Origin of the sequence: Variovorax atrisoli 110B, from assembly GCF_000382045.1 — a bacterium.
Taxonomy (GTDB): Bacteria; Pseudomonadota; Gammaproteobacteria; order Burkholderiales; family Burkholderiaceae_C; genus Variovorax; species Variovorax atrisoli.
In genome coordinates this window covers 1,568,388-1,589,497 of the sequence record NZ_KB907450.1, presented here as the reverse complement: position 1 = coordinate 1,589,497, position 21,110 = coordinate 1,568,388, and the positions used below count along the sequence as shown (strand labels likewise).

The 21,110-nt window shown below is 66.6% G+C and carries 18 protein-coding genes; 16 read left to right on the top strand and 2 right to left on the bottom strand.

Annotated elements, in window-relative coordinates; genetic code table 11:
- Positions 1 to 5 precede the first annotated feature (5 nt).
- From nuoL to G369_RS0107535, 6 genes are read left to right on the top strand one after another with little or no spacing between them, the layout of a single operon-like run.
- Entirely contained in the window at positions 6 to 2,039 is a 2,034-nt protein-coding gene (gene nuoL / locus G369_RS0107560; RefSeq protein ID WP_019653382.1) for an NADH-quinone oxidoreductase subunit L, read from the top strand.
- Between the two features lie 24 nt (positions 2,040 to 2,063).
- A complete protein-coding gene (locus G369_RS0107555) occupies positions 2,064 to 3,542 on the top strand; it encodes an NADH-quinone oxidoreductase subunit M (RefSeq protein ID WP_019653381.1) in 1,479 nt (492 codons plus the stop codon).
- A gap of 24 nt (positions 3,543 to 3,566) precedes the next feature.
- Positions 3,567 to 5,054, top strand: coding sequence for an NADH-quinone oxidoreductase subunit NuoN (nuoN, locus tag G369_RS0107550; RefSeq protein WP_019653380.1), 1,488 nt, complete (start codon positions 3,567 to 3,569; stop codon positions 5,052 to 5,054).
- A gap of 15 nt (positions 5,055 to 5,069) precedes the next feature.
- Positions 5,070 to 5,375 (top strand): DUF2818 family protein, encoded by a 306-nt coding sequence (locus G369_RS0107545; RefSeq protein ID WP_019653379.1) that lies wholly within the window; start codon positions 5,070 to 5,072, stop codon positions 5,373 to 5,375.
- A 28-nt stretch (positions 5,376 to 5,403) separates the two neighbouring features.
- The gene (locus G369_RS0107540; protein ID WP_019653378.1) at positions 5,404 to 6,018 is read left to right on the top strand and encodes an NUDIX domain-containing protein; all 615 of its coding nucleotides are present in this window, start codon (positions 5,404 to 5,406) and stop codon (positions 6,016 to 6,018) included.
- A gap of 8 nt (positions 6,019 to 6,026) precedes the next feature.
- Entirely contained in the window at positions 6,027 to 6,500 is a 474-nt protein-coding gene (locus tag G369_RS0107535; protein WP_019653377.1) for a DUF1178 family protein, read from the top strand.
- 43 nt (positions 6,501 to 6,543) lie between these two features.
- Here the strand turns inward: G369_RS0107535 and G369_RS0107530 are convergent, their stop codons facing one another.
- Positions 6,544 to 8,328: an ABC transporter transmembrane domain-containing protein gene (locus G369_RS0107530; protein WP_019653376.1), complete on the bottom strand. Its 1,785-nt coding sequence runs from the start codon at positions 8,326 to 8,328 to the stop codon at positions 6,544 to 6,546.
- A gap of 76 nt (positions 8,329 to 8,404) precedes the next feature.
- Here G369_RS0107530 and G369_RS0107525 point away from each other — a divergent pair, with 76 nt between their 5' ends.
- The 4 genes from G369_RS0107525 to G369_RS0107510 are packed head-to-tail and all read left to right on the top strand — an operon-like array spanning position 8,405 to position 13,409.
- Entirely contained in the window at positions 8,405 to 8,944 is a 540-nt protein-coding gene (locus G369_RS0107525; protein WP_019653375.1) for a MarR family winged helix-turn-helix transcriptional regulator, read from the top strand.
- On the top strand, positions 8,937 to 10,412 hold the full coding sequence (locus G369_RS0107520) for an efflux transporter outer membrane subunit (protein WP_019653374.1): 1,476 nt from the start codon (positions 8,937 to 8,939) through the stop codon (positions 10,410 to 10,412). The genes G369_RS0107525 and G369_RS0107520 overlap by 8 nt, the downstream gene beginning before the upstream one ends.
- 58 nt (positions 10,413 to 10,470) lie before the next feature.
- Positions 10,471 to 11,793, top strand: coding sequence for an HlyD family secretion protein (locus G369_RS0107515; RefSeq protein ID WP_019653373.1), 1,323 nt, complete (start codon positions 10,471 to 10,473; stop codon positions 11,791 to 11,793).
- A gap of 53 nt (positions 11,794 to 11,846) precedes the next feature.
- On the top strand, positions 11,847 to 13,409 hold the full coding sequence (locus tag G369_RS0107510; RefSeq protein WP_019653372.1) for a DHA2 family efflux MFS transporter permease subunit: 1,563 nt from the start codon (positions 11,847 to 11,849) through the stop codon (positions 13,407 to 13,409).
- 115 nt (positions 13,410 to 13,524) lie between these two features.
- Here G369_RS0107510 and G369_RS0107505 read toward each other — a convergent pair whose 3' ends face one another.
- A complete protein-coding gene (locus G369_RS0107505) occupies positions 13,525 to 14,748 on the bottom strand; it encodes an AGE family epimerase/isomerase (RefSeq protein WP_026346259.1) in 1,224 nt (407 codons plus the stop codon).
- Between the two features lie 266 nt (positions 14,749 to 15,014).
- On the opposite strand from G369_RS0107505, the gene G369_RS0107500 reads away from it, so the two are divergent.
- The 6 genes from G369_RS0107500 (at position 15,015) to G369_RS0107475 (ending at position 21,106) form a co-directional block, all read left to right on the top strand.
- Positions 15,015 to 15,785 carry an ABC transporter ATP-binding protein gene (locus G369_RS0107500; RefSeq protein ID WP_019653370.1) on the top strand — a complete coding sequence of 257 codons (771 nt, stop codon included), beginning with the start codon at positions 15,015 to 15,017 and terminating at the stop codon, positions 15,783 to 15,785.
- A gap of 1 nt (position 15,786) precedes the next feature.
- A complete protein-coding gene (locus G369_RS0107495) occupies positions 15,787 to 16,494 on the top strand; it encodes an ABC transporter ATP-binding protein (RefSeq protein WP_019653369.1) in 708 nt (235 codons plus the stop codon).
- 80 nt (positions 16,495 to 16,574) lie between these two features.
- A complete protein-coding gene (locus tag G369_RS0107490; protein ID WP_019653368.1) occupies positions 16,575 to 17,771 on the top strand; it encodes an ABC transporter substrate-binding protein in 1,197 nt (398 codons plus the stop codon).
- A gap of 130 nt (positions 17,772 to 17,901) precedes the next feature.
- Positions 17,902 to 19,095, top strand: a complete 1,194-nt coding sequence (locus G369_RS0107485; protein WP_026346258.1) for an ABC transporter substrate-binding protein — start codon at positions 17,902 to 17,904, stop codon at positions 19,093 to 19,095.
- A gap of 135 nt (positions 19,096 to 19,230) precedes the next feature.
- On the top strand, positions 19,231 to 20,106 hold the full coding sequence (locus tag G369_RS0107480; RefSeq protein ID WP_019653366.1) for a branched-chain amino acid ABC transporter permease: 876 nt from the start codon (positions 19,231 to 19,233) through the stop codon (positions 20,104 to 20,106).
- 13 nt (positions 20,107 to 20,119) lie between these two features.
- Positions 20,120 to 21,106 carry a branched-chain amino acid ABC transporter permease gene (locus G369_RS0107475; RefSeq protein WP_019653365.1) on the top strand — a complete coding sequence of 329 codons (987 nt, stop codon included), beginning with the start codon at positions 20,120 to 20,122 and terminating at the stop codon, positions 21,104 to 21,106.
- The last annotated feature ends 4 nt before the right edge of the window (positions 21,107 to 21,110 follow it).

The following is a 21,110-nucleotide window of genomic DNA, read 5'->3' as shown; positions in this document are numbered from 1 at the left end:
GCAACATGAGCGCAACCCTTTCCGCATCCACATTGCTGGCCGTGCCGCTGGCACCCCTGGTCGGCGCAGCCGTCGCAGGTCTGTTCGGCACGAAGTTCGGCGGCAATCACATCGGCCGCAAGGTCACGCATTCGCTGACCATCCTGGGCGTGCTGGTCGCCTTCATCATCTCGGCGATGACGCTCAAGAGCGTGATCGCCGACGGCGCCCGCTTCAACCAGACCATCTACGAATGGATGGTGGTCGGCGGCCTGAAGATGGAAGTCGGCTTCATGGTCGACGGCCTCACCGCCATGATGATGTGCGTCGTGACCTTCGTGTCGCTGATGGTCCACATCTACACCATCGGCTACATGGAAGAGGACGACGGCTACAACCGCTTCTTCGCGTACATCTCGCTGTTCACCTTCTCGATGCTGATGCTCGTGATGAGCAACAACATGCTCCAGCTGTTCTTCGGCTGGGAGGCGGTGGGTCTGGTGTCGTATCTGCTGATCGGTTTCTGGTTCAACAAGCCGACCGCGATCTTCGCGAACATGAAGGCCTTCCTGGTCAACCGCGTGGGCGACTTCGGCTTCATCCTCGGCATCGGCCTCATCGCCGCGTATGCCGGCACGCTGAACTACACCGAAGCCTTCGCCAAGGCGGGCACGCTGGCCGGCATTACCTTCCCGGGCACCGAGTGGATGCTCATCACGGTGATCTGCATCTGCCTGTTCATCGGCGCGATGGGCAAGAGCGCCCAGTTCCCGCTGCATGTGTGGCTGCCCGACTCGATGGAAGGCCCGACCCCGATCTCCGCGCTGATCCACGCGGCGACCATGGTGACGGCCGGCATCTTCATGGTGGCGCGCATGTCGCCCCTGTTCGAACTGAGCGACACGGCCCTGAGCTTCATCCTCGTGATCGGCGCCATCACCGCGCTCTTCATGGGCTTCCTGGGCATCATCCAGAACGACATCAAGCGCGTGGTCGCGTACTCGACGCTCTCGCAGCTCGGCTACATGACGGTGGCGCTCGGTGCCTCGGCCTACTCGGTCGCGGTGTTCCACCTGATGACGCACGCGTTCTTCAAGGCGCTGCTGTTCCTCGGTGCCGGTTCGGTCATCATCGGCATGCACCACAACCAGGACATCCGCTGGATGGGCGGCGTGCGCAAGTACATGCCGATCACCTGGATCACCTCGCTGCTGGGTTCGCTCGCGCTGATCGGCACGCCGTTCTTCTCGGGCTTCTACTCGAAGGACAGCATCATCGAGGCGGTGCACGAAAGCCACCTGTGGGGTGCGAACTTCGCCTACTACGCGGTGCTGGCCGGCGTGTTCATTACGGCGTTCTACTCGTTCCGCATGTACTTCCTGGTCTTCCACGGCAAGGAACGCTACGACCAGAACCCCGATGCGCACCATGACGACCATGGCCACGGTCATGACGATCACGGCCATGGCCACGACCACAAGCCGCACGAGTCGCCCTGGGTGGTCTGGCTGCCGCTGGTGCTGCTGGCGATTCCCTCGGTGGTGATCGGCTTCATGACGATCGAGCCGATGCTGTTCGGCGAGTTCTTCAAGAACGCGATCTTCGTGGACGCTTCCAAGCATCACGCCATGAAGGAGCTGGAAGAAGCCTTCCACGGTCCGGTGGCCATGGCCATCCACGGCCTGCAGACGGCGCCGTTCTGGCTGGCGCTGGCCGGCGTGGTCCTGTCCTGGTACATGTACATGATCAACCCGGCGCTGCCGGCGGCGATCAAGCGTGCCTTCGGTCCGATCTACCGCCTGCTCGAGAACAAGTACTACATGGACTGGTTCAACGAGAACGTCATCGCCCGCGCCACGCGCGCCCTGGGTACCGGCCTCTGGAAGGGCGGCGACCAGGCCCTGATCGACGGTGCCGTGGTGAACGGTTCCTGGAAGATCGTGGGTCGTATCTCGGGTGTGGTGCGCTGGATGCAGTCGGGCTACATCTATCACTACGCCTTCGCGATGCTGCTCGGCGTCTTCATCCTGATGACGTACTTCGTCTGGTTCAAACGCTGAGCCTAGCGCTGGAGAAAAAGAAAAATGGGTTTGTTGAGCCTTGCCATCTGGGTGCCGATCGCATTCGGTGCCGTGCTGCTGGCGTTTGGCCGTGACGAGCACGCCAGGGGCGTGCGCTGGGTCGCGCTCGTCGGTTCCATCGTGAGCTTCCTGGTCACGGTGCCGCTGTTCACGCGTTTCCAGAACGGCACCGCCGCGATGCAGTTCGTCGAGAAGACGGGCTGGATCTCGCGCTTCAACGTCAACTACCACCTCGGGGTCGACGGTCTGTCGCTCTGGCTGGTGCTGCTGACGTCGTTCATCACGGTCATCGTGGTGATCTCGGCCTGGGAAGTGATCACCGAGCGCGTGAACCAGTACATGGGCGCGTTCCTGATCCTGTCGGGCCTCATGATCGGCGTGTTCGCCGCGCTCGACGGCGTGCTGTTCTACGTCTTCTTCGAAGCCACGCTGATCCCGATGTACCTGATCATCGGCATCTGGGGCGGCCCGAACAAGATCTACGCGGCCTTCAAGTTCTTCCTCTACACCTTGCTCGGCTCGCTGCTGATGCTGGTGGCGCTGATCTACCTGTACAACAAGTCGGGCGGCAGCTTCGACATCCTGTCGTGGCACAAGCTGCCGCTGGGTGCGACCGCGCAGACCTTCCTGTTCTTCGCCTTCTTCGCCGCCTTCGCGGTGAAGGTGCCGATGTGGCCGGTGCACACCTGGCTGCCCGACGTGCACGTCGAGGCGCCCACGGGCGGTTCCGCCGTGCTGGCCGCGATCATGCTGAAGCTGGGTGCCTACGGCTTCCTGCGCTTCTCGATGCCCATCGCTCCCGACGCCTCGCACGAGTGGGCCTGGCTCATGATCGCGCTGTCGCTGATCGCCGTGATCTACGTCGGCTTGGTGGCGCTGGTGCAGCAGGACATGAAGAAGCTGGTGGCCTACTCGTCGGTGGCGCACATGGGCTTCGTGACGCTGGGCTTCTTCATCTTCAACGAGCTTGGCGTGTCCGGCGGCATCGTGCAGATGATTGCCCACGGCTTCGTCTCGGGCGCCATGTTCCTGGGCATCGGCGTGCTGTACGACCGCGTGCACTCGCGCCAGATCGCCGACTACGGCGGCGTGGTGAACACCATGCCCAAGTTCGCCGCGTTCGCGCTGCTGTTCGCCATGGCCAACTGCGGCCTGCCGGGCACCGCCGGTTTCGTGGGCGAGTGGATGGTGATCCTGGGTGCCGTGAAGGCCAACTTCTGGATCGGCCTGGGTGCGGCCACCGCGCTGATCTTCGGCGCCGCCTATACCCTCTGGATGTACAAGCGCGTGTATCTGGGACCGGTTGGCAACGACCACGTGAAGGAACTCAGCGACATCAATTCGCGCGAATTCCTGATGCTGGCACTGCTGGCCATCGCCGTGCTGTGGATGGGCCTGTTCCCGAAGCCGTTCACCGACGCGATGGACGCCTCCGTGACCGAGCTGCTGCGCCACGTGGCTGTTTCGAAGCTGCCCTCCTGATGCCACGCTGAAGAAGAGAACGAGATGATTGACAAACTCAGCTGGGTCACGATCTACCCCGAAATCGTGTTGCTGGTCATGGCCTGCATCATTGCGCTGGTCGACCTGTCGGACACGAGCCCGCGCCGTACCCGCACCTATGTGCTGACACTGCTCACGCTGGCCGTGGTGGCCGTCCTGTCGGGGCTGCACGCCTCCGCAGGCAAGACCATCTACGGTTTCGGCGGCATGGTGGTCAGCGACCCGATGGGCAACTGGCTCAAGTGCTTCTCCACCGTGGCGCTGATGGTCACGCTGGTCTACGGCCGTCCCTATGCGGCCGATCGCGAGATGCTGCGCGGCGGCGAAATGTTCACCATCAGCATGTTCGCGCTGCTGGGCATGTTCGTGATGATCTCGGGCAGCAACTTCCTGCTGATCTACCTGGGCCTCGAACTGCTGACGCTCTCGAGCTACGCCCTGGTGGCGCTGCGCCGCGACAACGCCGTCGCCAGCGAAGCCGCCATGAAGTACTTCGTGCTCGGCGCCATGGCCAGCGGCTTCCTGCTCTATGGCTTGTCGATGATGTACGGTGCTACCGGCTCGCTCGACGTGAACGAGGTGTTCAAGGCCATCGCCAGCGGCAAGGTGAACCACCAAGTGCTGGTGTTCGGCCTGGTGTTCATCGTCGCCGGCCTGGCTTTCAAGGTGGGTGCTGCGCCGTTCCACATGTGGGTGCCCGACGTCTACCAGGGCGCACCGACGGCGATCACGCTGCTGATCGGCGCTGCGCCCGAACTGGCCGCCTTCGCGATCATCATCCGCCTGCTGGTCGACGCGCTGCAGCCGCTGGCCATCGACTGGCAGCAGATGCTCGCCGTGCTGGCCATCGCCTCGCTGCTGGTCGGCAACCTGGCCGCCATCGCGCAGAGCAACCTCAAGCGCATGCTGGCGTACTCGACGATCTCGCAGATGGGCTTCATGCTCCTCGGCCTGGTCGCCGGCTCGGACCAGCAGGGCACGTACAACGCCCAGTACGCCTACAGCGCCGCGATGTTCTACATCGTGACCTACGTGCTGACCACGCTGGCGAGCTTCGGCATCATCCTGCTGCTGGCGCGCGAAGGCTTCGAGAGCGAGGAGATCACCGACCTCGCCGGCCTGAACCAGCGCAGCCCGCTGTACGCCGGCGTGATGTCGATCGCGATGTTCTCGCTGGCGGGCCTGCCGCCGCTGGTCGGCTTTTACGCGAAGCTGGCCGTGCTGCAGGCGCTGATTGCCTCGGGCCACGCCATCTACATCGGCCTGGCCGTGTTCGCGGTGATGATGTCGCTGATCGGCGCGTTCTACTACCTGCGCGTGGTCAAGGTCATGTACTTCGACGCGCCCGTCACGGCCACCACCGTGTCGGCACCGCGCGACGTGCGTACCGTGCTGACGATCAACGGCGCGCTGATCCTGATCCTGGGCATCCTGCCCGGCGGGCTGATGACGCTGTGCTACGACGCGATCGTGGCGACGCTGGCCCACTGACGCGGCCGACCTCGGGTGTCGCAAACCGCGTCGGTCTGGGTCGTTCTTCTGGTGGCCCTCCTGGCCGCCAATCTGCCGTTCTTCAACGACCGCCTGCTCGGCGTCGTGCCGCTCGCGACTGCTCCCAAGTCGCTCGCGGTGCGCCTCGCCGAACTGGTGGTCTTGTACTTTCTGGCCGGCGGCGTCGGGCTGCTGTTCGAGCGCAGGGCAGGGCAGATCGCCACGCAGGGCTGGGAGTTCTATGCGGTGACCGGCGCGCTGTTCGTCGTGCTGGCCTTTCCGGGCTTCACCTGGCGCTACCTGATGAAGCACAGGCACTGACACTGGCATCGAGACTGGCAAGGACGACATGACCACCAAACCCGCCGACACCGTCGATTCGCACCTGAAGGAAGAGCTCCTGAGCCGCGAGGAGTTGTTCGAGGGCAGGTTCCTCAAGGCCCGGCGCGACACCATCCGCCTGCCCGACGGCCACAGCGCCACGCGCGAATACGTGCTGCATCCAGGCGCGGTGGTGGTGATTCCGCTGCTCGACGACGGCCGTGTCGTGCTCGAGCGGCAGTTCCGGTACCCGGTCGGCCACGTGATGATCGAGTTTCCGGCGGGCAAGCTCGATGCGGGCGAGGACCCCTTCGACTGCGGCCGACGCGAGCTGATCGAGGAAACCGGCTACACCGCGCGCGAATGGGCCTACGCAGGCGCGATGCACCTGGCGGTGGCTTACTCGACCGAGATCATCCACATCTATTTCGCGCGCGGGCTCTCGCTCGGCGAGCGGCAGCTCGACCACGGCGAGTTCCTCGACGTGTTCACCGCCACGCCCGACGAGCTGGTCGGCTGGTGCCGCGAAGGCAAGGTCACCGACGCCAAGACGCTGACGTGCACGCTGTGGCTGCAGAACGTCCTTTCGGGCGCATGGGCACTGGACTGGCAGGCCGCACCCGCGCAGGGCGGCGCGGGATAATCCGCGACATGAAGGTTCTCGATCTCCGCTGCACCCATGGCCACGGCTTCGAGGGCTGGTTCGCCTCCAGCGAGGATTTCGAGACCCAGCTGGCCTCCGGCCTGGTCGAATGCCCGGTCTGCGGCGACACCGCCATCGTCAAGCTGCTGAGCGCTCCCCGTCTCAACCTGGGCAATGCCAAGGCGCCGAAAGAGGCGGCCACATCCACATCCGTGACCGCCGCGCCTGCCGCTGCCAGCAATGCGCCCGCCGAACTCTCGCCCGAGGCCCGCTGGATGCGTGCGGTGCGCGAGGTGCTGGCAAAGACCGAGGACGTCGGCGAGCGCTTCGCGGACGAGGCCCGCAAGATGCACTACGGCGAGGCCCCCGAGCGCGGCATCCGAGGACATGCCACGCCCGAGCAGGCCGAGGCGCTGCTCGATGAAGGCATTCCGGTGATGGCGCTGCCGATTCCGGCTGCGCTGAAAGAGACCCTGCAGTAAACGGGCAGCCGGCGATCAGCCGGTGCCGGCACCGCGGTCCTGCTCAGGCCGTGAACTGAAGCGCGGCCAGCCGCGCGTAAACGCCGCCCTGCGCGACCAGCGCCGCGTGCGTTCCCTGTTCGACGATCCCGCCGTGGTCCAGCACCACGATGCGGTCGGCCTTCTGGACGGTGGCCAGGCGGTGGGCGATCACCAGGGTGGTCCGGTTCTCCATCGCCGACTCCAGTGCGGCCTGCACCATGCGCTCGCTTTCCGCGTCGAGCGCGCTCGTGGCTTCGTCGAGCAGCAGAAGCGGAGGGTTCTTCAGGATCGCGCGCGCGATCGCGATGCGCTGTCGCTGTCCGCCCGAAAGTCGCACGCCTCGCTCGCCGAGGAAGGTGTCGTATCCCTCCGGCAGCGCCTGCAGGAAGTCGTGGGCGAAGGCGGCGCGGGCGGCTGCCTGCACTTCCTCGGCCGTCGCCTCGGGGTTGCCGTAGCGGATGTTCTCGAACGCGCTGGCCGAGAAGATCACCGCGTCCTGCGGCACGAGGCCGATGCGGGTGCGCAGCTCCGGCAGGGCCAGCGAGGCCAGCGGTGCGCCGTCGAGCAGCACCCGGCCGGTCTGCGGGTCGTAGTAGCGCAGCAGCAGCTGGAACACGGTGCTCTTGCCAGCACCGCTCGACCCCACCAGCGCGACGGTCTCGCCGGGCGCGACTTCGAGGCTGAAGTCGCGCAGGGCCGGCGTGCCGGGGCGGGAAGGGTAGTGGAAGGTCACCGCGTCGAACTTGATCGCGCTGCCCGCCACCGGCACCGGTGCGACCGCCGGGTCGGCGGGGGACACGATGGCCGCAGGCGCGTGCAGCAGTTCCATCAAGCGCTCGGTCGCGCCGGCCGCGCGCAGCAGGTCGCCGTACACCTCGCCGAGCACGGCGGTCGCGCTGGCGAGGATGGCGACGTAGACGACGGTCTGGCCCAGGTGGCCGGCGGTGATGTCGCCGCGCAGCACCGCCTGCGTGCCCTGGTAGAGACCCCAGAGCAGCGCCGCGGAGGTCGCGATGATGATGAAGGCCACGAGCACCGAGCGGGCGCGGGTGCGGCGCACGGCGGTGCGGAAGGCGTTCTCGGTCGAGCCGCTGAAACGCGCGGCCTCGCGGCCTTCGGCCGTGTAGCTCTGCACCACCGGAATGGCATTCAGCACCTCGGCGGCGATGGCGCTCGAATCGGCCACGCGGTCCTGGCTGGCGCGGGAGAGCTTGCGCACGCGGCGGCCGAACACCATGCTCGGCAGCACCACCAGCACGAGGATGCCCAGCACCTGCACCATCACATAAGGGTTGGTCCAGATCAGCACCGCCAGGGCGCCCACGCCCATCACGGCGTTGCGCAGGCCCATGCTGAGCGACGAGCCGACGACCGTCTGCACCAGGGTGGTATCGGCCGTCAGGCGCGAGAGCACCTCGCCGGTCTGCGTGGTCTCGAAGAAGGCGGGGCTCTGCTTGAGCACGTGGCCGTAGACGGCGTTTCGGATGTCGGCCGTCACGCGCTCGCCCAGCCAGCTCACGGTATAGAAGCGCGCCGCGGAGAAGACACCCAGCGCCACGGCCACGGCGAAGAGGGCGCCGAAGTGCTCGCGCAGCGCCATGGTCTGGGCGCCCTTGTCGGCGCTGATCAAGCCGTTGTCAATCAGGCTGCGCAAGGCGATAGGAAAAGCCAGCGTCGTGACCGCCGCCATCACCAGGAAGACGCCTGCCAGCACGATCTGCACGCGGTACGGGCGAAGAAAAGGGCTCAGGCCCGAGAGCGATCGGGGCGAGCCCTTGGCCATGGAAGACGGTGGGGATGAAGCCATGAGCTGATTCTACCGATCCCTTGCCTCTACAAAGGTAGCCTTGACAATAATTGCCGAGGCAACTAATATTTGACCCATGAGCGATGCCAACACCCCTCAAAAGCCGCCGGCTTCCCCCGGCGAGGAGCGTCGTGCGCCCGTCGCCTTCTACAGTCCCGAAACCTATCGCGCGGAGGAGAGCATCGGCTACCTCATGCGCCGCATCGTCACGGCGGTCGGCCAGTCGGTCGAAACCCGCATGTGCGAACCGGGCAGCCCCACCTATCCGCAGTGGGTGCCTCTCTACAAGCTGCACGTCGGTGCGGCCACCACGGTGGCCGAACTGGCCCGCGCCTGCGAGCTCGACACCGGCGCCATGACGCGCCTGCTCGACCGCCTCGAGGCCAAGGGCCTGTGCCGCCGGGTGCGCTCGCTCGAAGACCGGCGCGTGGTCAACATCGAGCTCACCGACGAAGGCCGCGCGGCCGCCAAGGAAGTGCCGCACGTGCTCAGCAGGGTGCAGAACGAGCACCTCGCAGGTTTCACCACCGAGGAATGGGAGCAGCTCAAGGGTTATCTGCGCCGCATCCTCGACAACGCCCAGGCCCTCGCGGCCCGTGGAGATAAAAATGACTGACTCCCTCGCCGTGCGCGCCATGCGTCGCACTCCCGTCGTGGCCGCCGCGCTGCTGGTGGTCGCACTCGCAGGCTGCGCCGACATGGCCGGCATCGGCTCGCAGGCAAAGCTGCGCGACGCCACGTCGCTGGGCATCGCCCCCGATAGCGCCGCCGTGCCGGCATCCCGCCTCGACAGCCAGTGGTGGCTGGCCTTCGGCGATTCGCAGCTCAACTCGCTCATCGACCAGGCCGTGGCCGGCAACCCCAACCTGCAGGTCGCGCAGGCCCGCCTTGCTCGCGCCCAGGCTTCGGCCGACATCGCCGGCGCCGCGCTCAAGCCGCAGGTCAAGGCCGATCTCGACCTGAACCGCCAGAAGTTCAACAGCAACTACATCTATCCGGCGCCGCTGGGCGGCTCCACCCAGAACATCGGCCTGCTGCAGCTGGGCGCGAGCTGGGAGCTCGACTTCTTCGGCAAGAACCGCACCGCGCTCGACACCGCCATCGGCGCCGCCAACGCCGCAGCCGCTGATGCCGACGCCGCCCGCGTGCTGCTCGCGAGCAACGTGGCGCGCAGCTACTTCCAGTGGGCTCGCCTGAACGACCAGCTCACCGTCGCGAAGCGCACGCTGGAGCAGCGTGACGAAACCCTGAAGCTTGTGCGCGACCGCGTGTCCGCCGGCCTGGACACCCGCCTCGAACTGCGCCAGAGCGAAGGCGGCCTGCCCGAGGCACGCCAGCAGATCGAAGCGCTCAACGAGCAGATCGCGCTGCAGCAGCACGCGCTCGACGCGCTGGTGGGCCAGCCGAACGTCACCGCCTCGCTCAAGCCGCCGGTGCTGGCTGGCGTGAAGCCGATGTCGCTGCAGGCGAACATCCCGGCCGACCTGCTCGGCCGCCGCGCAGACATCGCCGCCGCGCGCTGGCGCGTCGAAGCGGCCACCAGCGACGTGGCGAATGCCAAGACCCTCTTCTATCCCAACGTGAACCTCACGGCCTTCGTCGGCTTCCAGAGCCTGGGCTTCGGCAAGCTGCTGAAGTCGGGCAGCGAGCAGTGGGGCGTGGGCCCGGCCATCAGCCTGCCGATCTTCGAAGGCGGCAGGCTGCGCGCCAACCTGCGCGGCAAGTCGGCCGACCTCGATGCCGCCGTCGAGAGCTACAACGCCACGGTCGTCGACGCGGTGCGCGACGCGGCCGACCAGGTCACGAGCGCCCAGTCGATCGCACGCCAGCAGGCCGAGCAGCGCGCCGCGCAGACGGCCGCCGAAGGCGCCTACGACATCGCCGTGCAGCGCTACCGCGCGGGCCTCGGCAACTACCTCAACGTGCTGACGGCCGAGACCGCCGTGCTGGCCCAGCGCCGCCTGGCGGTCGACCTCGCCGCCCGCGCGCTCGACACCCAGGTGGGCCTGGCGCGCGCACTCGGCGGCGGCTGGCAGCCGCCGGCCACCGCCACCGCATCGGCTCCCTCGGCCCCGCTGAACTGACAGGCACAGCGCAGATCCAGCCCGGCCCGACCCCTTCGTCTTCGGAAAGAACTTCATCATGAGCGACAACAACACTCCGACGCCCGCTGCAGCCGCAGCTCCCGCAGCCCCCGAGGCGACCGCCAGCAACGGCAAGCGCCGCCGCGCACTCACCGCGCTCGCCGCGGTGGTGATCGTCGCCGGCGGCGGCTGGGGCCTGTACGAATGGCTGGTGGCCAGCCACTACGAGGACACCGACAACGCCTACGTCTCGGGCAACGTCATCCAGATCACGCCGCAGATCGGCGGCACCGTGATGGCCATCAACGCCGACGACACCGACTTCGTGAAGGCCGGCCAGCCGCTGGTGCAGCTCGACCCGGCCGATGCCAAGGTCGCGCTCGAGCAGGCCGAGGCCGCGCTCGCGCAGGCGGTGCGCCAGGTGCGCACGCTGTACGCCAACAACGGCTCGCTGGCCGCGCAGGTCACGCTGCGCCAGGCCGACATCGTCAAGGCGCAGAGCGACATCGCCAAGGCGCAGGACGACCTGCAGCGCCGCCGCGCGCTGTCGGGCAACGGCGCCGTGTCGAAGGAAGAGCTCAACCACGCCGAGACGCAGCTCGAGACGGCCAAGAGCCAGCTCGCCGCGGCGCAGGCCGGCGTGGTGGCCGCCAAGGAGGCGCTGGCCAGCAACCAGTCGCTGACCGAAGGCACCAGCGTGGCTCAGCACCCGAGCGTGCTGGCCGCAGCCGCCAAAGTGCGCGAGGCCTACCTCGCCACGCAGCGCGTGGCCATGCCCGCGCCGGTCGACGGCTATGTCGCCAAGCGCACCGTGCAGCTCGGCCAGCGCGTGGCCGCCGGCACGCCGATGATGTCGATCGTGCCGCTCAACCAGCTGTGGGTCGACGCCAACTTCAAGGAAGTTCAGCTGCGCAACATCCGCATCGACCAGCCGGTGAAGCTCACCGCCGACGTGTACGGCAAGAAGGTCGAATACACCGGCAAGGTCGCCGGCCTGGGCGTGGGCACCGGCAGCGCGTTCGCGCTGCTGCCCGCGCAGAACGCCACCGGCAACTGGATCAAGGTTGTTCAGCGCGTGCCGGTGCGCATCGCGCTCGACCCCGAGCAGCTCAAGGCCAACCCGCTGCGCATCGGCCTGTCGATGGACGCCGAGGTCGACATCTCGCAGAAGGGCGGCAAGATGCTCGCCGACGCCCCGCGCGCCACCGCGCTGGCGCAGACCGCGGTCTACAGCCAGCTCGACCGCGGCGCCGACGCCGAGGTGGAGCGCATCGTCGCCGCCAACATCGGCGGCAAGGGCGGTGCGCCGACGGCAGCTTCGGCTCCCGCCAAGGCGCCCGCCGCGAACACTTCCGTGGCCGTGCAGGGCCAGCCGGGCTGATCGCGCGAGCGTTCGTCCGGACTTTCATTCCGTCCAGGTAAACAGCCCGCCCCATGGCCACCGCTGCTCCTGCATACGTTGCGCATCCGCCGCTCGAGGGCGCAGCCCGCGTCTGGGGCACGGTCGCGCTTTCTGCGGCAACCTTCATGAACGTGCTCGACTCGTCGATCGCGAACGTGTCGCTGCCTGCCATCTCGGGCGACCTGGGCGTGAGCACCACGCAGGGCACCTGGGTCATCACCAGCTTCGCGGTGGCCAACGCCATCGCGGTGCCGCTCACCGGCTTCATGACGCAGCGCTTCGGACAGGTGCGCCTGTTCATGGCCAGCGTGATCCTCTTCATGATCAGCTCGCTGCTGTGCGGCCTGGCGCCGAACATGACGACGCTCATCGCTTTCCGCGCGCTGCAGGGCTTCGTCGCGGGGCCGATGATCCCGCTGTCGCAGGCGCTGCTGCTGTCGAGCTATCCGCGCGCCAAGGCGGGCCTCGCGATGGCCATGTGGTCGATGACCACGCTGGTCGCGCCGGTGATGGGGCCGCTGCTGGGCGGCTGGATCACCGACAACATCTCGTGGCCGTGGATCTTCTACATCAACATCCCGGTGGGCATCGTCGCGGCGGCCATCACCTGGGCGCTGTACCACAAGCGAGAGAGCGCCACGCACAAGGTGCCCATCGACGCCATCGGCCTCGCGCTGCTGGTGCTGTGGGTGGGCTCGCTGCAGCTCATGCTCGACAAGGGCAAGGAGCTCGACTGGTTCCACTCCGCGCAGATCGTCACGCTGGCCGTGGTGTCCGTGGTCGGCTTCGCCTTCTTCCTGGTCTGGGAGCTGACCGACAAGCACCCGGTGGTCGACCTGTCGCTCTTCAAGCGCCGCAACTTCTGGTCGGGCGCGGTCGCGACGGCGGTGGCCTACGGCCTCTTCTTCGGCAACGTGGTGCTGCTGCCGCTGTGGCTGCAGCAGTGGATGGGCTACACCGCCACGCAGGCGGGGATGATCATGGCGCCCGTGGGGCTGCTGGCGATCTTCTTCTCGCCGGTGGTGGGCCTCACGGTGGCCAAGATCGACCCGCGCCGCTATGCGACCTTCTCGTTCCTGGTGTTCGCGCTGGTGTTGTGGATGCGCTCGAACTTCAATACGCAGGCCGACTTCGTGACGATCATCATCCCGACGATCATCCAGGGCATCGCGATGGCGTTCTTCTTCATCCCGCTGGTGACGATCACGCTGTCGGGCCTCACGCCCGACCGCATCCCGGCGGCATCGGGGCTGTCGAACTTCCTGCGGATCACCGCAGGCGCCATGGGCACCTCGATCACGACCACGCTGTGGGACAACCGCGCGACGCTGCACCACGCCCAGTTGGCCGAGACGGTCAACCAGGGCAACAACGCCGCGGCGAGCGCGATGGCCGGGCTCAACGCCAACGGCTTCAGCACCGACCAGGTGCTGGGACAGATCAACCGCATCGTCGACCAGCAGTCGTACATGCTGGCGACCAACGACATCTTCTATGCGTCGGCGGTCCTGTTCCTGCTGCTGATCCCGCTGGTGTGGCTGGCAAAGCCGCAGAAGGGCGGAGCCGGCGGCGACGCCGCTGCGGGCGCGCACTAGTCTCCCCCAGGCTTGGCGCACTTCGTGTCGCTTCGCCGACCCCCTCGCCGGGGGCGACACCTGCGGACCGGCAGAGCCGGTTCCGCGGTGTTCCGCGAAAAAGGGCAGGTGCCCTTCAGACGCCAAGAGCGCGCAGCACGTCGTAGCAGGCGCCCATCGTGTGGTAATCGGTCTTGCCGGCCGGGCTCTTCTCGTCGCTGATCTTTTCGTTCGTCGGCGTGAGGATGCGATACCAGGCGCCGTGCGCGTGGTCGACGAAGTGCTCCCAGCTGTAGGCCCAGATGCTGTCGTACCAGTCCCAGTAGCCGGGCTCGCCGGTGCGCAGCGCGAGCAGGGCGGCGGCGGCGAAGCTCTCGGCCTGCACCCAGAAGTACTTGTCGCCGTCGCACACCTTGCCGTCGGGGCCGAAGCCGTAGACCAGCCCGCCGTTGTCGGCGTCCCAGCCGCGTTGCATGGCGGTGTCGAAGAAGTGGCGCGCGCGCGGCAGCGCCCATTCGGCCTTGCGGTCCTGGGTGGCAAGATGGCCGTCGAGCTGCAGCAGCAGCTTGGCCCACTCGGTCAGGTGGCCGGTCTGGAAGCCCCAGGGCTTGAAGATGTCGGTCTTGTTGCCGCGGTTGTAGTCCCAGTCGACCGACCAGTCCTCGCGGTAGTGCTCCCATACCAGACCGTCGGCCAGCGACGCGAGCCGGCCCGTCACCGATTCGGCCACTGCGAGCGCACGCTCGATGTAGCGTGACTCCTGCGTGGCCTCGAAGGCCGCCATCAGCGCCTCGCAGGCGTGCATGTTGGCGTTCTGCCCGCGATAGCTGCCCACGCGCCAGTCCGTGGTGGCCTCGTCGGCATAGAGCTGGTGCCGCGGTTCCCAGAAATGCGCCTCCATCAACTGCCAGGCGTTCTCCAGCCCGGCGTGCGCTTCCTCGATGCCGGCCATGAGCGCATGCGCGTGCGCGAGCAGCACGAAGTCCAGGCCATAGCAGCGGTTGGTGCCGTCCTGCACCGTGGCGCGCTGTTCATGCCAGTCGATCTGCCATGCATAGCCGCCATCCTGCTGCCTGTGGGCACGCTCGATGAAGGCCAGCCCATGCCGTGCGGCAGCGAGGTCGGCGGGCTTGCCGAAGCGCCGGTACGCCATCGCATGGTTGAACACGAAGCGCGTGCTGCTCACCAGGTGGCGGGTGCGGCGGTCGTACACCGTGCCGTCGTCCTTGAAGAAATGGAAGAAGCCGCCGCTGGGGTCGATGTTGCGGCCCTCGTAGAAGGCCAGCGTGTGCCGGATGTGGTCGGCCAGGAAGTCGGGTGAGCGGAAGTCGGGCATGTGCGGCGATGTCGTTGGTGCCATGGGCGCGATCATGCCCAATCAATGTCGGTGCCGCGAGTGGTCGATGCGCAGCGTCATCGCCGGCTCGCGTGCCGGCTTTGTCGTCGAGACGACAGTCGTGCAGCAGGGGCTGGCGACCCTCTGGAATGGGTGCACTGCAGCATAGGCATTTGCCCCAGTATCCAAGCCCGAGGCACCCACGAACAATCGGTCGGCGCTCGATGGTGGCGCATTGAGATGGACCGCATGACGCACATTCTTTCCACGCAAACGGGCGACCTCGCGAGATGAGCGACGTCATTCTCGAAACACGCCAGCTCACCAAGGAATTCAAGGGGTTCACAGCGGTCAGCAAGGTCGACCTGTCGGTGGTGCGCGGCTCGATCCACGCGCTCATCGGCCCGAATGGCGCGGGCAAGACGACCTGCTTCAACCTGCTGACGAAGTTCCTCGAGCCCACCACCGGCACGATCCTCTTCAACGGCCAGGACATCACGCGCGAGCGCCCCGCGCAGATCGCGCGCCGCGGCATCATCCGCTCGTTCCAGATATCGGCCGTGTTCCCGCACCTCACGCTGCTGGAGAACGTGCGCCTCGGACTGCAGCGCCGCCTGGGCACCTCGTACCACTTCTGGAAGAGCGAGAAGTCGCTCAAGCCGCTGGATGCCAGGGCCCGCGAGTTGCTGGCCGAAGTCGGCCTCGAGGAGCTCGCCGACGAACAGACGGTGAACCTGCCCTACGGCCGCAAGCGCGCGCTCGAGATCGCGACCACGCTGGCCATGGAGCCCGAGCTGATGCTGCTCGACGAGCCCACGCAGGGCATGGGCCACGAAGACGTGCACCGCGTGGCCGATCTCATCAAGCGCGTGTCGGCCGGCCGCACCATCCTCATGGTGGAGCACAACATGAGCGTGGTCTCGACCATCGCCGACACCATCACCGTGCTGCAGCGCGGCGCGGTGCTTGCCGAGGGGCCGTACGCCGTGGTCTCGAAGAACCCGCAGGTGATGGAGGCCTACATGGGCACCACCGAAGGCCAGCTGCAAGGGGCTCATTGACATGACGGCCGCACTCGAAATCAAAGGCCTGCAAGCCTGGTACGGCGAATCGCACGTGCTGCACGGCGTCGACATGGTCGTGCAGCCGGGCGAGGTCGTCACGCTGCTGGGCCGCAACGGCGCCGGCCGCACCACCACGCTGCGCGCGATCATGGGCCTGACGGGCGCGCGCAAGGGCAGCATCGAGATCAACGGCCGCGAGACCATCGGCCTGCCCACGCACCGCATCGCGCACCTCGGCGTGGGCTACTGCCCGGAGGAGCGCGGCATCTTCGCGAGCCTCTCGTGCGAGGAGAACCTGATGCTGCCGCCCGAGCTGAAGGGCGCGGGCAAGGGCATGTCGGTCGAAGAGATCTATGCCATGTTCCCCAACCTGGCCGAGCGCCGCCACAGCCAGGGCACGCGCCTGTCGGGCGGCGAGCAGCAGATGCTGGCGGTGGCGCGCATCCTGCGCACCGGCGCCAGGCTGCTGCTGCTCGACGAGATTTCAGAAGGCCTCGCACCGGTCATCGTGCAGGCGCTGGCCCGCATGATCACCACGCTGCGCGCCAAGGGCTACACCATCGTGATGGTGGAGCAGAACTTCCGCTTCGCAGCGCCGCTGGCCGACCGCTTCTACGTGATGGAGCACGGCCGCATCGTCGAGAAGTTCGGCGCGGCCGAACTCGAAGCCAAGATGCCCGTTCTCACAGAGCTGCTGGGCGTCTGAGAGACAGAACACGACACCGCCGAACCCGTCCACAAGACCTTTCTTCCGTCCCACAAAGATTCCTCCAGGAGACAAACGCCATGATCAAGAAACTCGGCCTCATCGCAACCGCCGTCGGCATCCTCGCCATGAGCGCGGGCGCCGCGCAGGCGCAGGAAAAAGTGAAGATCGGCTTCGTCACCGACCTGTCGAGCCTGTACGCCGACCTCGAAGGCAAGGGCGGCGCCACCGCCATCCAGATGGCCATCGATGACTTCGGCGGCAAGGCGCTGGGCCAGCCCATCGAGCTGCTGACCGCCGACCACCAGAACAAGGCTGACATCGCCGCTTCCAAGGCGCGTGAATGGATCGACACCGCCGGCGTGACCATGGTCTTCGGCGGCACCAACTCGGGCGTGGCGCTGGCCACCGCGAAGGTGGCCGAGGAGAAGAAGCGCGTGTACTTCAACAACGGCGCGGGCAGCTCGGTGCTCACCAACGAGCAGTGCAGCCCCTACACCGTGCACTACGCCTACGACACCGTGGCGCTGGCCAAGGGCACCGGCGCGGCGGTGGTCGACCGCGGCGGCAAGAGCTGGTTCTTCCTGACCGCCGACTACGCCTTCGGCCACGCGCTCGAAGCCGACACCACCAAGGTGGTGAAGGAGAAGGGCGGCACGGTGGTGGGCGCGGTGCGCCATCCGCTGAACGCTTCGGACTTCTCCTCGTTCCTGCTGCAGGCGCAGAACTCCAAGGCGCAGATCCTCGGCCTGGCCAATGCGGGCGGCGACACCATCAACTCGATCAAGGCCGCCAAGGAGTTCGGCATCAACAAGACGATGAAGACTGCGGGCCTGCTGGTCTTCCTGAGCGACATCCACAGCCTGGGCCTGAAGAACACCGAAGGCCTGCTGCACACCACCAGCTGGTACTGGGACCTGAACGAGGAGTCGCGCAAGTTCGCCAACCGCTTCTTCGAGAAGACCAAGCGCATGCCCACCGACGTGCAGGCCGCCGACTACTCCGCCACCATGACCTACCTCAAGGCCGTGGCCGCCGCCAAGACCACCGACTCCGACAAGGTGATGGCGCAGCTCAAGAGCATGAAGATCGACGACTTCTACGGCAAGGGCCAGATCCGCGCCGACGGCAGCTTCATCCACGACATGTACCTGGTCGAGGTGAAGTCGCCCGCCGAGTCGAAGAAGCCCTGGGACTACCTGAAGGTGCTGAAGACGCTGCCGGGCGACCAGGTCTTCACGACCAAGGCCGAGACGAAGTGCGCACTCTGGAAGTGATGCTCGCCCCAGGCTGCGCGCACTTCGTGTCGCTCGCGCCTTCCCCCTGCCGGGGGCGGGCCGGCCGCTTCGGGCGGCCGTGCGCGGCGGCCCCCACGACTTTCCGTTTCCTCACTGGAGTCTGATGATCATGAAAAAGACAGTTGTGTTCTCGGCCATCTCGCTTGCTATCGCGTTGGCTACAGGCGCCGCACAGGCCCAGGACAAGGTCAAGATCGGCTTCATCACCGACATGTCGAGCCTCTACGCGGACGTGGAGGGCAAGAACGGCGCGCTGGCGATCCAGATGGCCATCGACGACTTCGGCGGCAAGGTCAACGGCATGCCCATCGAGCTGCTGCAGGCCGACCACCAGAACAAGGCCGACATCGCCGCCTCCAAGGCGCGCGAGTGGATCGACACTCAGGGCCTGACGATGCTGTTCGGCGGCACCAGCTCGGGCACCGGCCTGGCCATGGCCAAGGTGGCGCAGGAGAAGAAGCGCGTGTTCATCGTGAACGGCGCGGGCAGTTCGGCGCTCACCAACGAGCAGTGCAGCCCCTACACCGTGCACTACGCCTACGACACCGTGGCGCTGGCCAAGGGCACGGGCAGTGCCGTCATCGCGCGCGGCGACAAGAGCTGGTACTTCCTGACGGCCGACTATGCCTTCGGCCAGGCGCTGGAAGCCGACGCGACCAAGGTCGTGAAGGAGAAGGGCGGCACGGTGCTCGGCAGCGTGAAGCATCCGCTCAACACGTCGGACTTCTCCTCGTTCCTGCTGCAGGCGCAGAACTCCAAGGCGCAGGTGCTGGCGCTCGCGAACGCGGGCGGCGATACGCAGAACGCGATCAAGGCGGCGCGCGAGTTCGGCATCACCAAGAGCATGAAGATGGTCGGCCTGCTGGTGTTCGTGACCGACGTGCACAGCCTGGGCCTGAAGAACACCGAGGGCCTGCTGCTCACCACCAGCTGGGACTGGAACCTCGACGACAAGACGCGCGCCTTCGGCAAGCGCTTCTTCGAGAAGACCAAGCGCATGCCCACCGACATCCAGGCCGCCGACTACTCGGCCACCATGACCTACCTGAAGGCGGTGCAGGCGGCCAAGACCACCGACGCCGACACGGTGATGGCGCAGATCAAGAAGACCCCGATCGACGACTTCTACGCCAAGGGCTTCGTGCGAGAGGACGGCCGTTTCGTGCACGACATGTACCTGGTGCAGGTGAAGTCGCCGGCCGAGTCGAAGCAGCCCTGGGACTACTACAAGGTGGTCCAGAAGCTGAAGGGCGAGGAAGTCTTCACCACCAAGGCCGAGAGCAAGTGCGCCTTGTGGAAGTAACCCCCAGGCTGCGCGCACCGCGTGTCGCTTCGCCAACCCCCATTTCCAATGGGGGGCGGACCGGCCGCTTCGGGCGGCCGTGCGCGGCGGCCCCCGCGATAAAGAAGAAACGGTCAGTGGTGTCCTGAACTTTCTATGAACATTTCCCTTCCCGCCCTGTTGAGCCAGCTCCTCCTCGGGCTGGTCAACGGCTCCTTCTACGCCATCCTGAGCCTCGGGCTGGCGGTGATCTTCGGCCTTCTCAACGTCATCAACTTCGCGCACGGCGCGCTGTTCATGCTCGGCGCCGTCCTGACGTGGATGGCCATGGAGTATTTCGGCGTCAACTACTGGGTGATGCTGATCGCGGCGCCCATCGTCATCGGCATCTTCGGCGTGCTCATCGAGCGGCTGCTGCTGCGCTGGATCTACAAGCTCGACCATCTCTACGGCCTGCTGCTCACGCTGGGCCTCACGCTGCTGATCGAGGGCGTGTTCCGCTCGGTCTATGGCGTCTCGGGCCTGCCCTACGACGCACCCGACGCGCTGTCGAGCGCCACCGACCTCGGCTTCATGGTGCTGCCCAACTACCGCGCTTGGGTGGTGGTGGCATCGCTGGTGGTGTGCTTCGCCACCTGGTACGTGATCGAGAAGACGCGCATCGGCGCCTACCTGCGCGCCGGCACCGAGAACCCGCGCCTGGTGGAGGCCTTCGGCGTCAACGTGCCGCTGATGATCACGCTGACCTACGCCTTCGGCTGTGCGCTCGCCGCGTTCGCCGGCGTGCTGGCCGCACCGGTCATCCAGGTGTCGCCGCTGATGGGGCAGAACCTCATCATCGTGGTGTTCGCCGTGGTCGTGATCGGCGGCATGGGCTCGATCATGGGCGCGATCCTCACGGGCCTGGGGCTCGGCGTGATCGAAGGGCTCACCAAGGTTTTCTATCCGGAGGCGTCCTCGACGGTTGTGTTCGTGATCATGGTCATCGTGCTGCTCATCCGCCCCGCCGGCCTGTTCGGCAAAGAGAAGTGAAAAGGCGAGCGGCATGAACACGAAAAAGATCTCCACCGTCGTCTACGCGCTGCTGCTGCTCGCACTGGTGCTGGCCCCGTTCTTCGGCGCCTATCCGGTGTTCGTGATGAAGCTGATGTGCTTCGCGCTCTTCGCAGCCGCGTTCAACCTGCTGCTGGGCTTCACCGGGCTGCTGTCCTTCGGGCATGCGGCCTTCCTCGGCGGCTCGGCCTACGTGGCGGGCCATGCCATCAAGGTCTGGGGCCTCACGCCCGAACTGGGCCTGGTCGCGGGCACGCTCACCGGCGCCTTCCTCGGCTGGATCTTCGGCGTGCTGGCCATCCGCCGCCAGGGCATCTACTTCGCGATGATCACGCTGGCACTCGCGCAGATGATGTTCTTCGTCGCGCTGCAGGCCAAGTTCACCGGCGGCGAGGACGGCCTGCAGGGCGTGCCGCGCGGCAAGCTCTTCGGCGTGATCGACCTGTCGAACGACCTCACGATGTACTACGTGGCGCTGGTCATCGTCGTGGCGGCTTTCCTGCTGATCGTGCGCACCATCCATTCGCCCTTCGGGCAGGTGCTCAAGGGCATCAAGGAGAACGAGCCGCGCGCGCTCTCGCTGGGCTATGACGTGAGCCGCTTCAAGCTGCTGGCCTTCGTGATCTCGGCGGCGCTGTCGGGCCTGGCCGGCTCGCTCAAGACGCTGGTGCTGGGCTTCGCCACGCTGTCGGACGTGCACTGGACGGCATCCGGCCAGGTCATCCTGATGACGCTGGTGGGCGGCCTCGGCACGATCTCGGGCCCGCTGGTGGGCTCGGCGGTGGTGGTGCTGCTGGAGAACAAGATCGGCGAACTCGGCAGCTTCCTCGCGCGCATCACCTCGGTGGAGTGGTTCAACACGCTGGGCGAATCGGTGACGATGGTCACGGGCCTGATCTTCGTGATCTGCGTGCTGGCCTTCCGCAAGGGGATCATGGGCGAGATCATCGCGTTCATCGACCGGCGGCGGACGAAGTAGGAAG

Bases quoted from the DNA above. Each gene is read 5' to 3' on its own strand.
- G369_RS0107505 (WP_026346259.1), bottom strand. From the start codon at position 14,748: ATGGCACCAACGACATCGCCGCACATGCCCGACTTCCGCTCACCCGAC.
- G369_RS0107500 (WP_019653370.1), top strand. From the start codon at position 15,015: ATGAGCGACGTCATTCTCGAAACACGCCAGCTCACCAAGGAATTCAAG.
- G369_RS0107540 (WP_019653378.1), top strand. From the start codon at position 5,404: ATGACCACCAAACCCGCCGACACCGTCGATTCGCACCTGAAGGAAGAG.
- G369_RS0107485 (WP_026346258.1), top strand. From the start codon at position 17,902: ATGAAAAAGACAGTTGTGTTCTCGGCCATCTCGCTTGCTATCGCGTTG.
- G369_RS0107495 (WP_019653369.1), top strand. From the start codon at position 15,787: ATGACGGCCGCACTCGAAATCAAAGGCCTGCAAGCCTGGTACGGCGAA.
- G369_RS0107535 (WP_019653377.1), top strand. From the start codon at position 6,027: ATGAAGGTTCTCGATCTCCGCTGCACCCATGGCCACGGCTTCGAGGGC.
- G369_RS0107530 (WP_019653376.1), bottom strand. From the start codon at position 8,328: ATGGCTTCATCCCCACCGTCTTCCATGGCCAAGGGCTCGCCCCGATCG.
- G369_RS0107490 (WP_019653368.1), top strand. From the start codon at position 16,575: ATGATCAAGAAACTCGGCCTCATCGCAACCGCCGTCGGCATCCTCGCC.
- G369_RS0107555 (WP_019653381.1), top strand. From the start codon at position 2,064: ATGGGTTTGTTGAGCCTTGCCATCTGGGTGCCGATCGCATTCGGTGCC.
- G369_RS0107515 (WP_019653373.1), top strand. From the start codon at position 10,471: ATGAGCGACAACAACACTCCGACGCCCGCTGCAGCCGCAGCTCCCGCA.
- G369_RS0107525 (WP_019653375.1), top strand. From the start codon at position 8,405: ATGAGCGATGCCAACACCCCTCAAAAGCCGCCGGCTTCCCCCGGCGAG.
- nuoN (WP_019653380.1), top strand. From the start codon at position 3,567: ATGATTGACAAACTCAGCTGGGTCACGATCTACCCCGAAATCGTGTTG.
- nuoL (WP_019653382.1), top strand. From the start codon at position 6: ATGAGCGCAACCCTTTCCGCATCCACATTGCTGGCCGTGCCGCTGGCA.
- G369_RS0107520 (WP_019653374.1), top strand. From the start codon at position 8,937: ATGACTGACTCCCTCGCCGTGCGCGCCATGCGTCGCACTCCCGTCGTG.
- G369_RS0107480 (WP_019653366.1), top strand. From the start codon at position 19,231: ATGAACATTTCCCTTCCCGCCCTGTTGAGCCAGCTCCTCCTCGGGCTG.
- G369_RS0107475 (WP_019653365.1), top strand. From the start codon at position 20,120: ATGAACACGAAAAAGATCTCCACCGTCGTCTACGCGCTGCTGCTGCTC.
- G369_RS0107510 (WP_019653372.1), top strand. From the start codon at position 11,847: ATGGCCACCGCTGCTCCTGCATACGTTGCGCATCCGCCGCTCGAGGGC.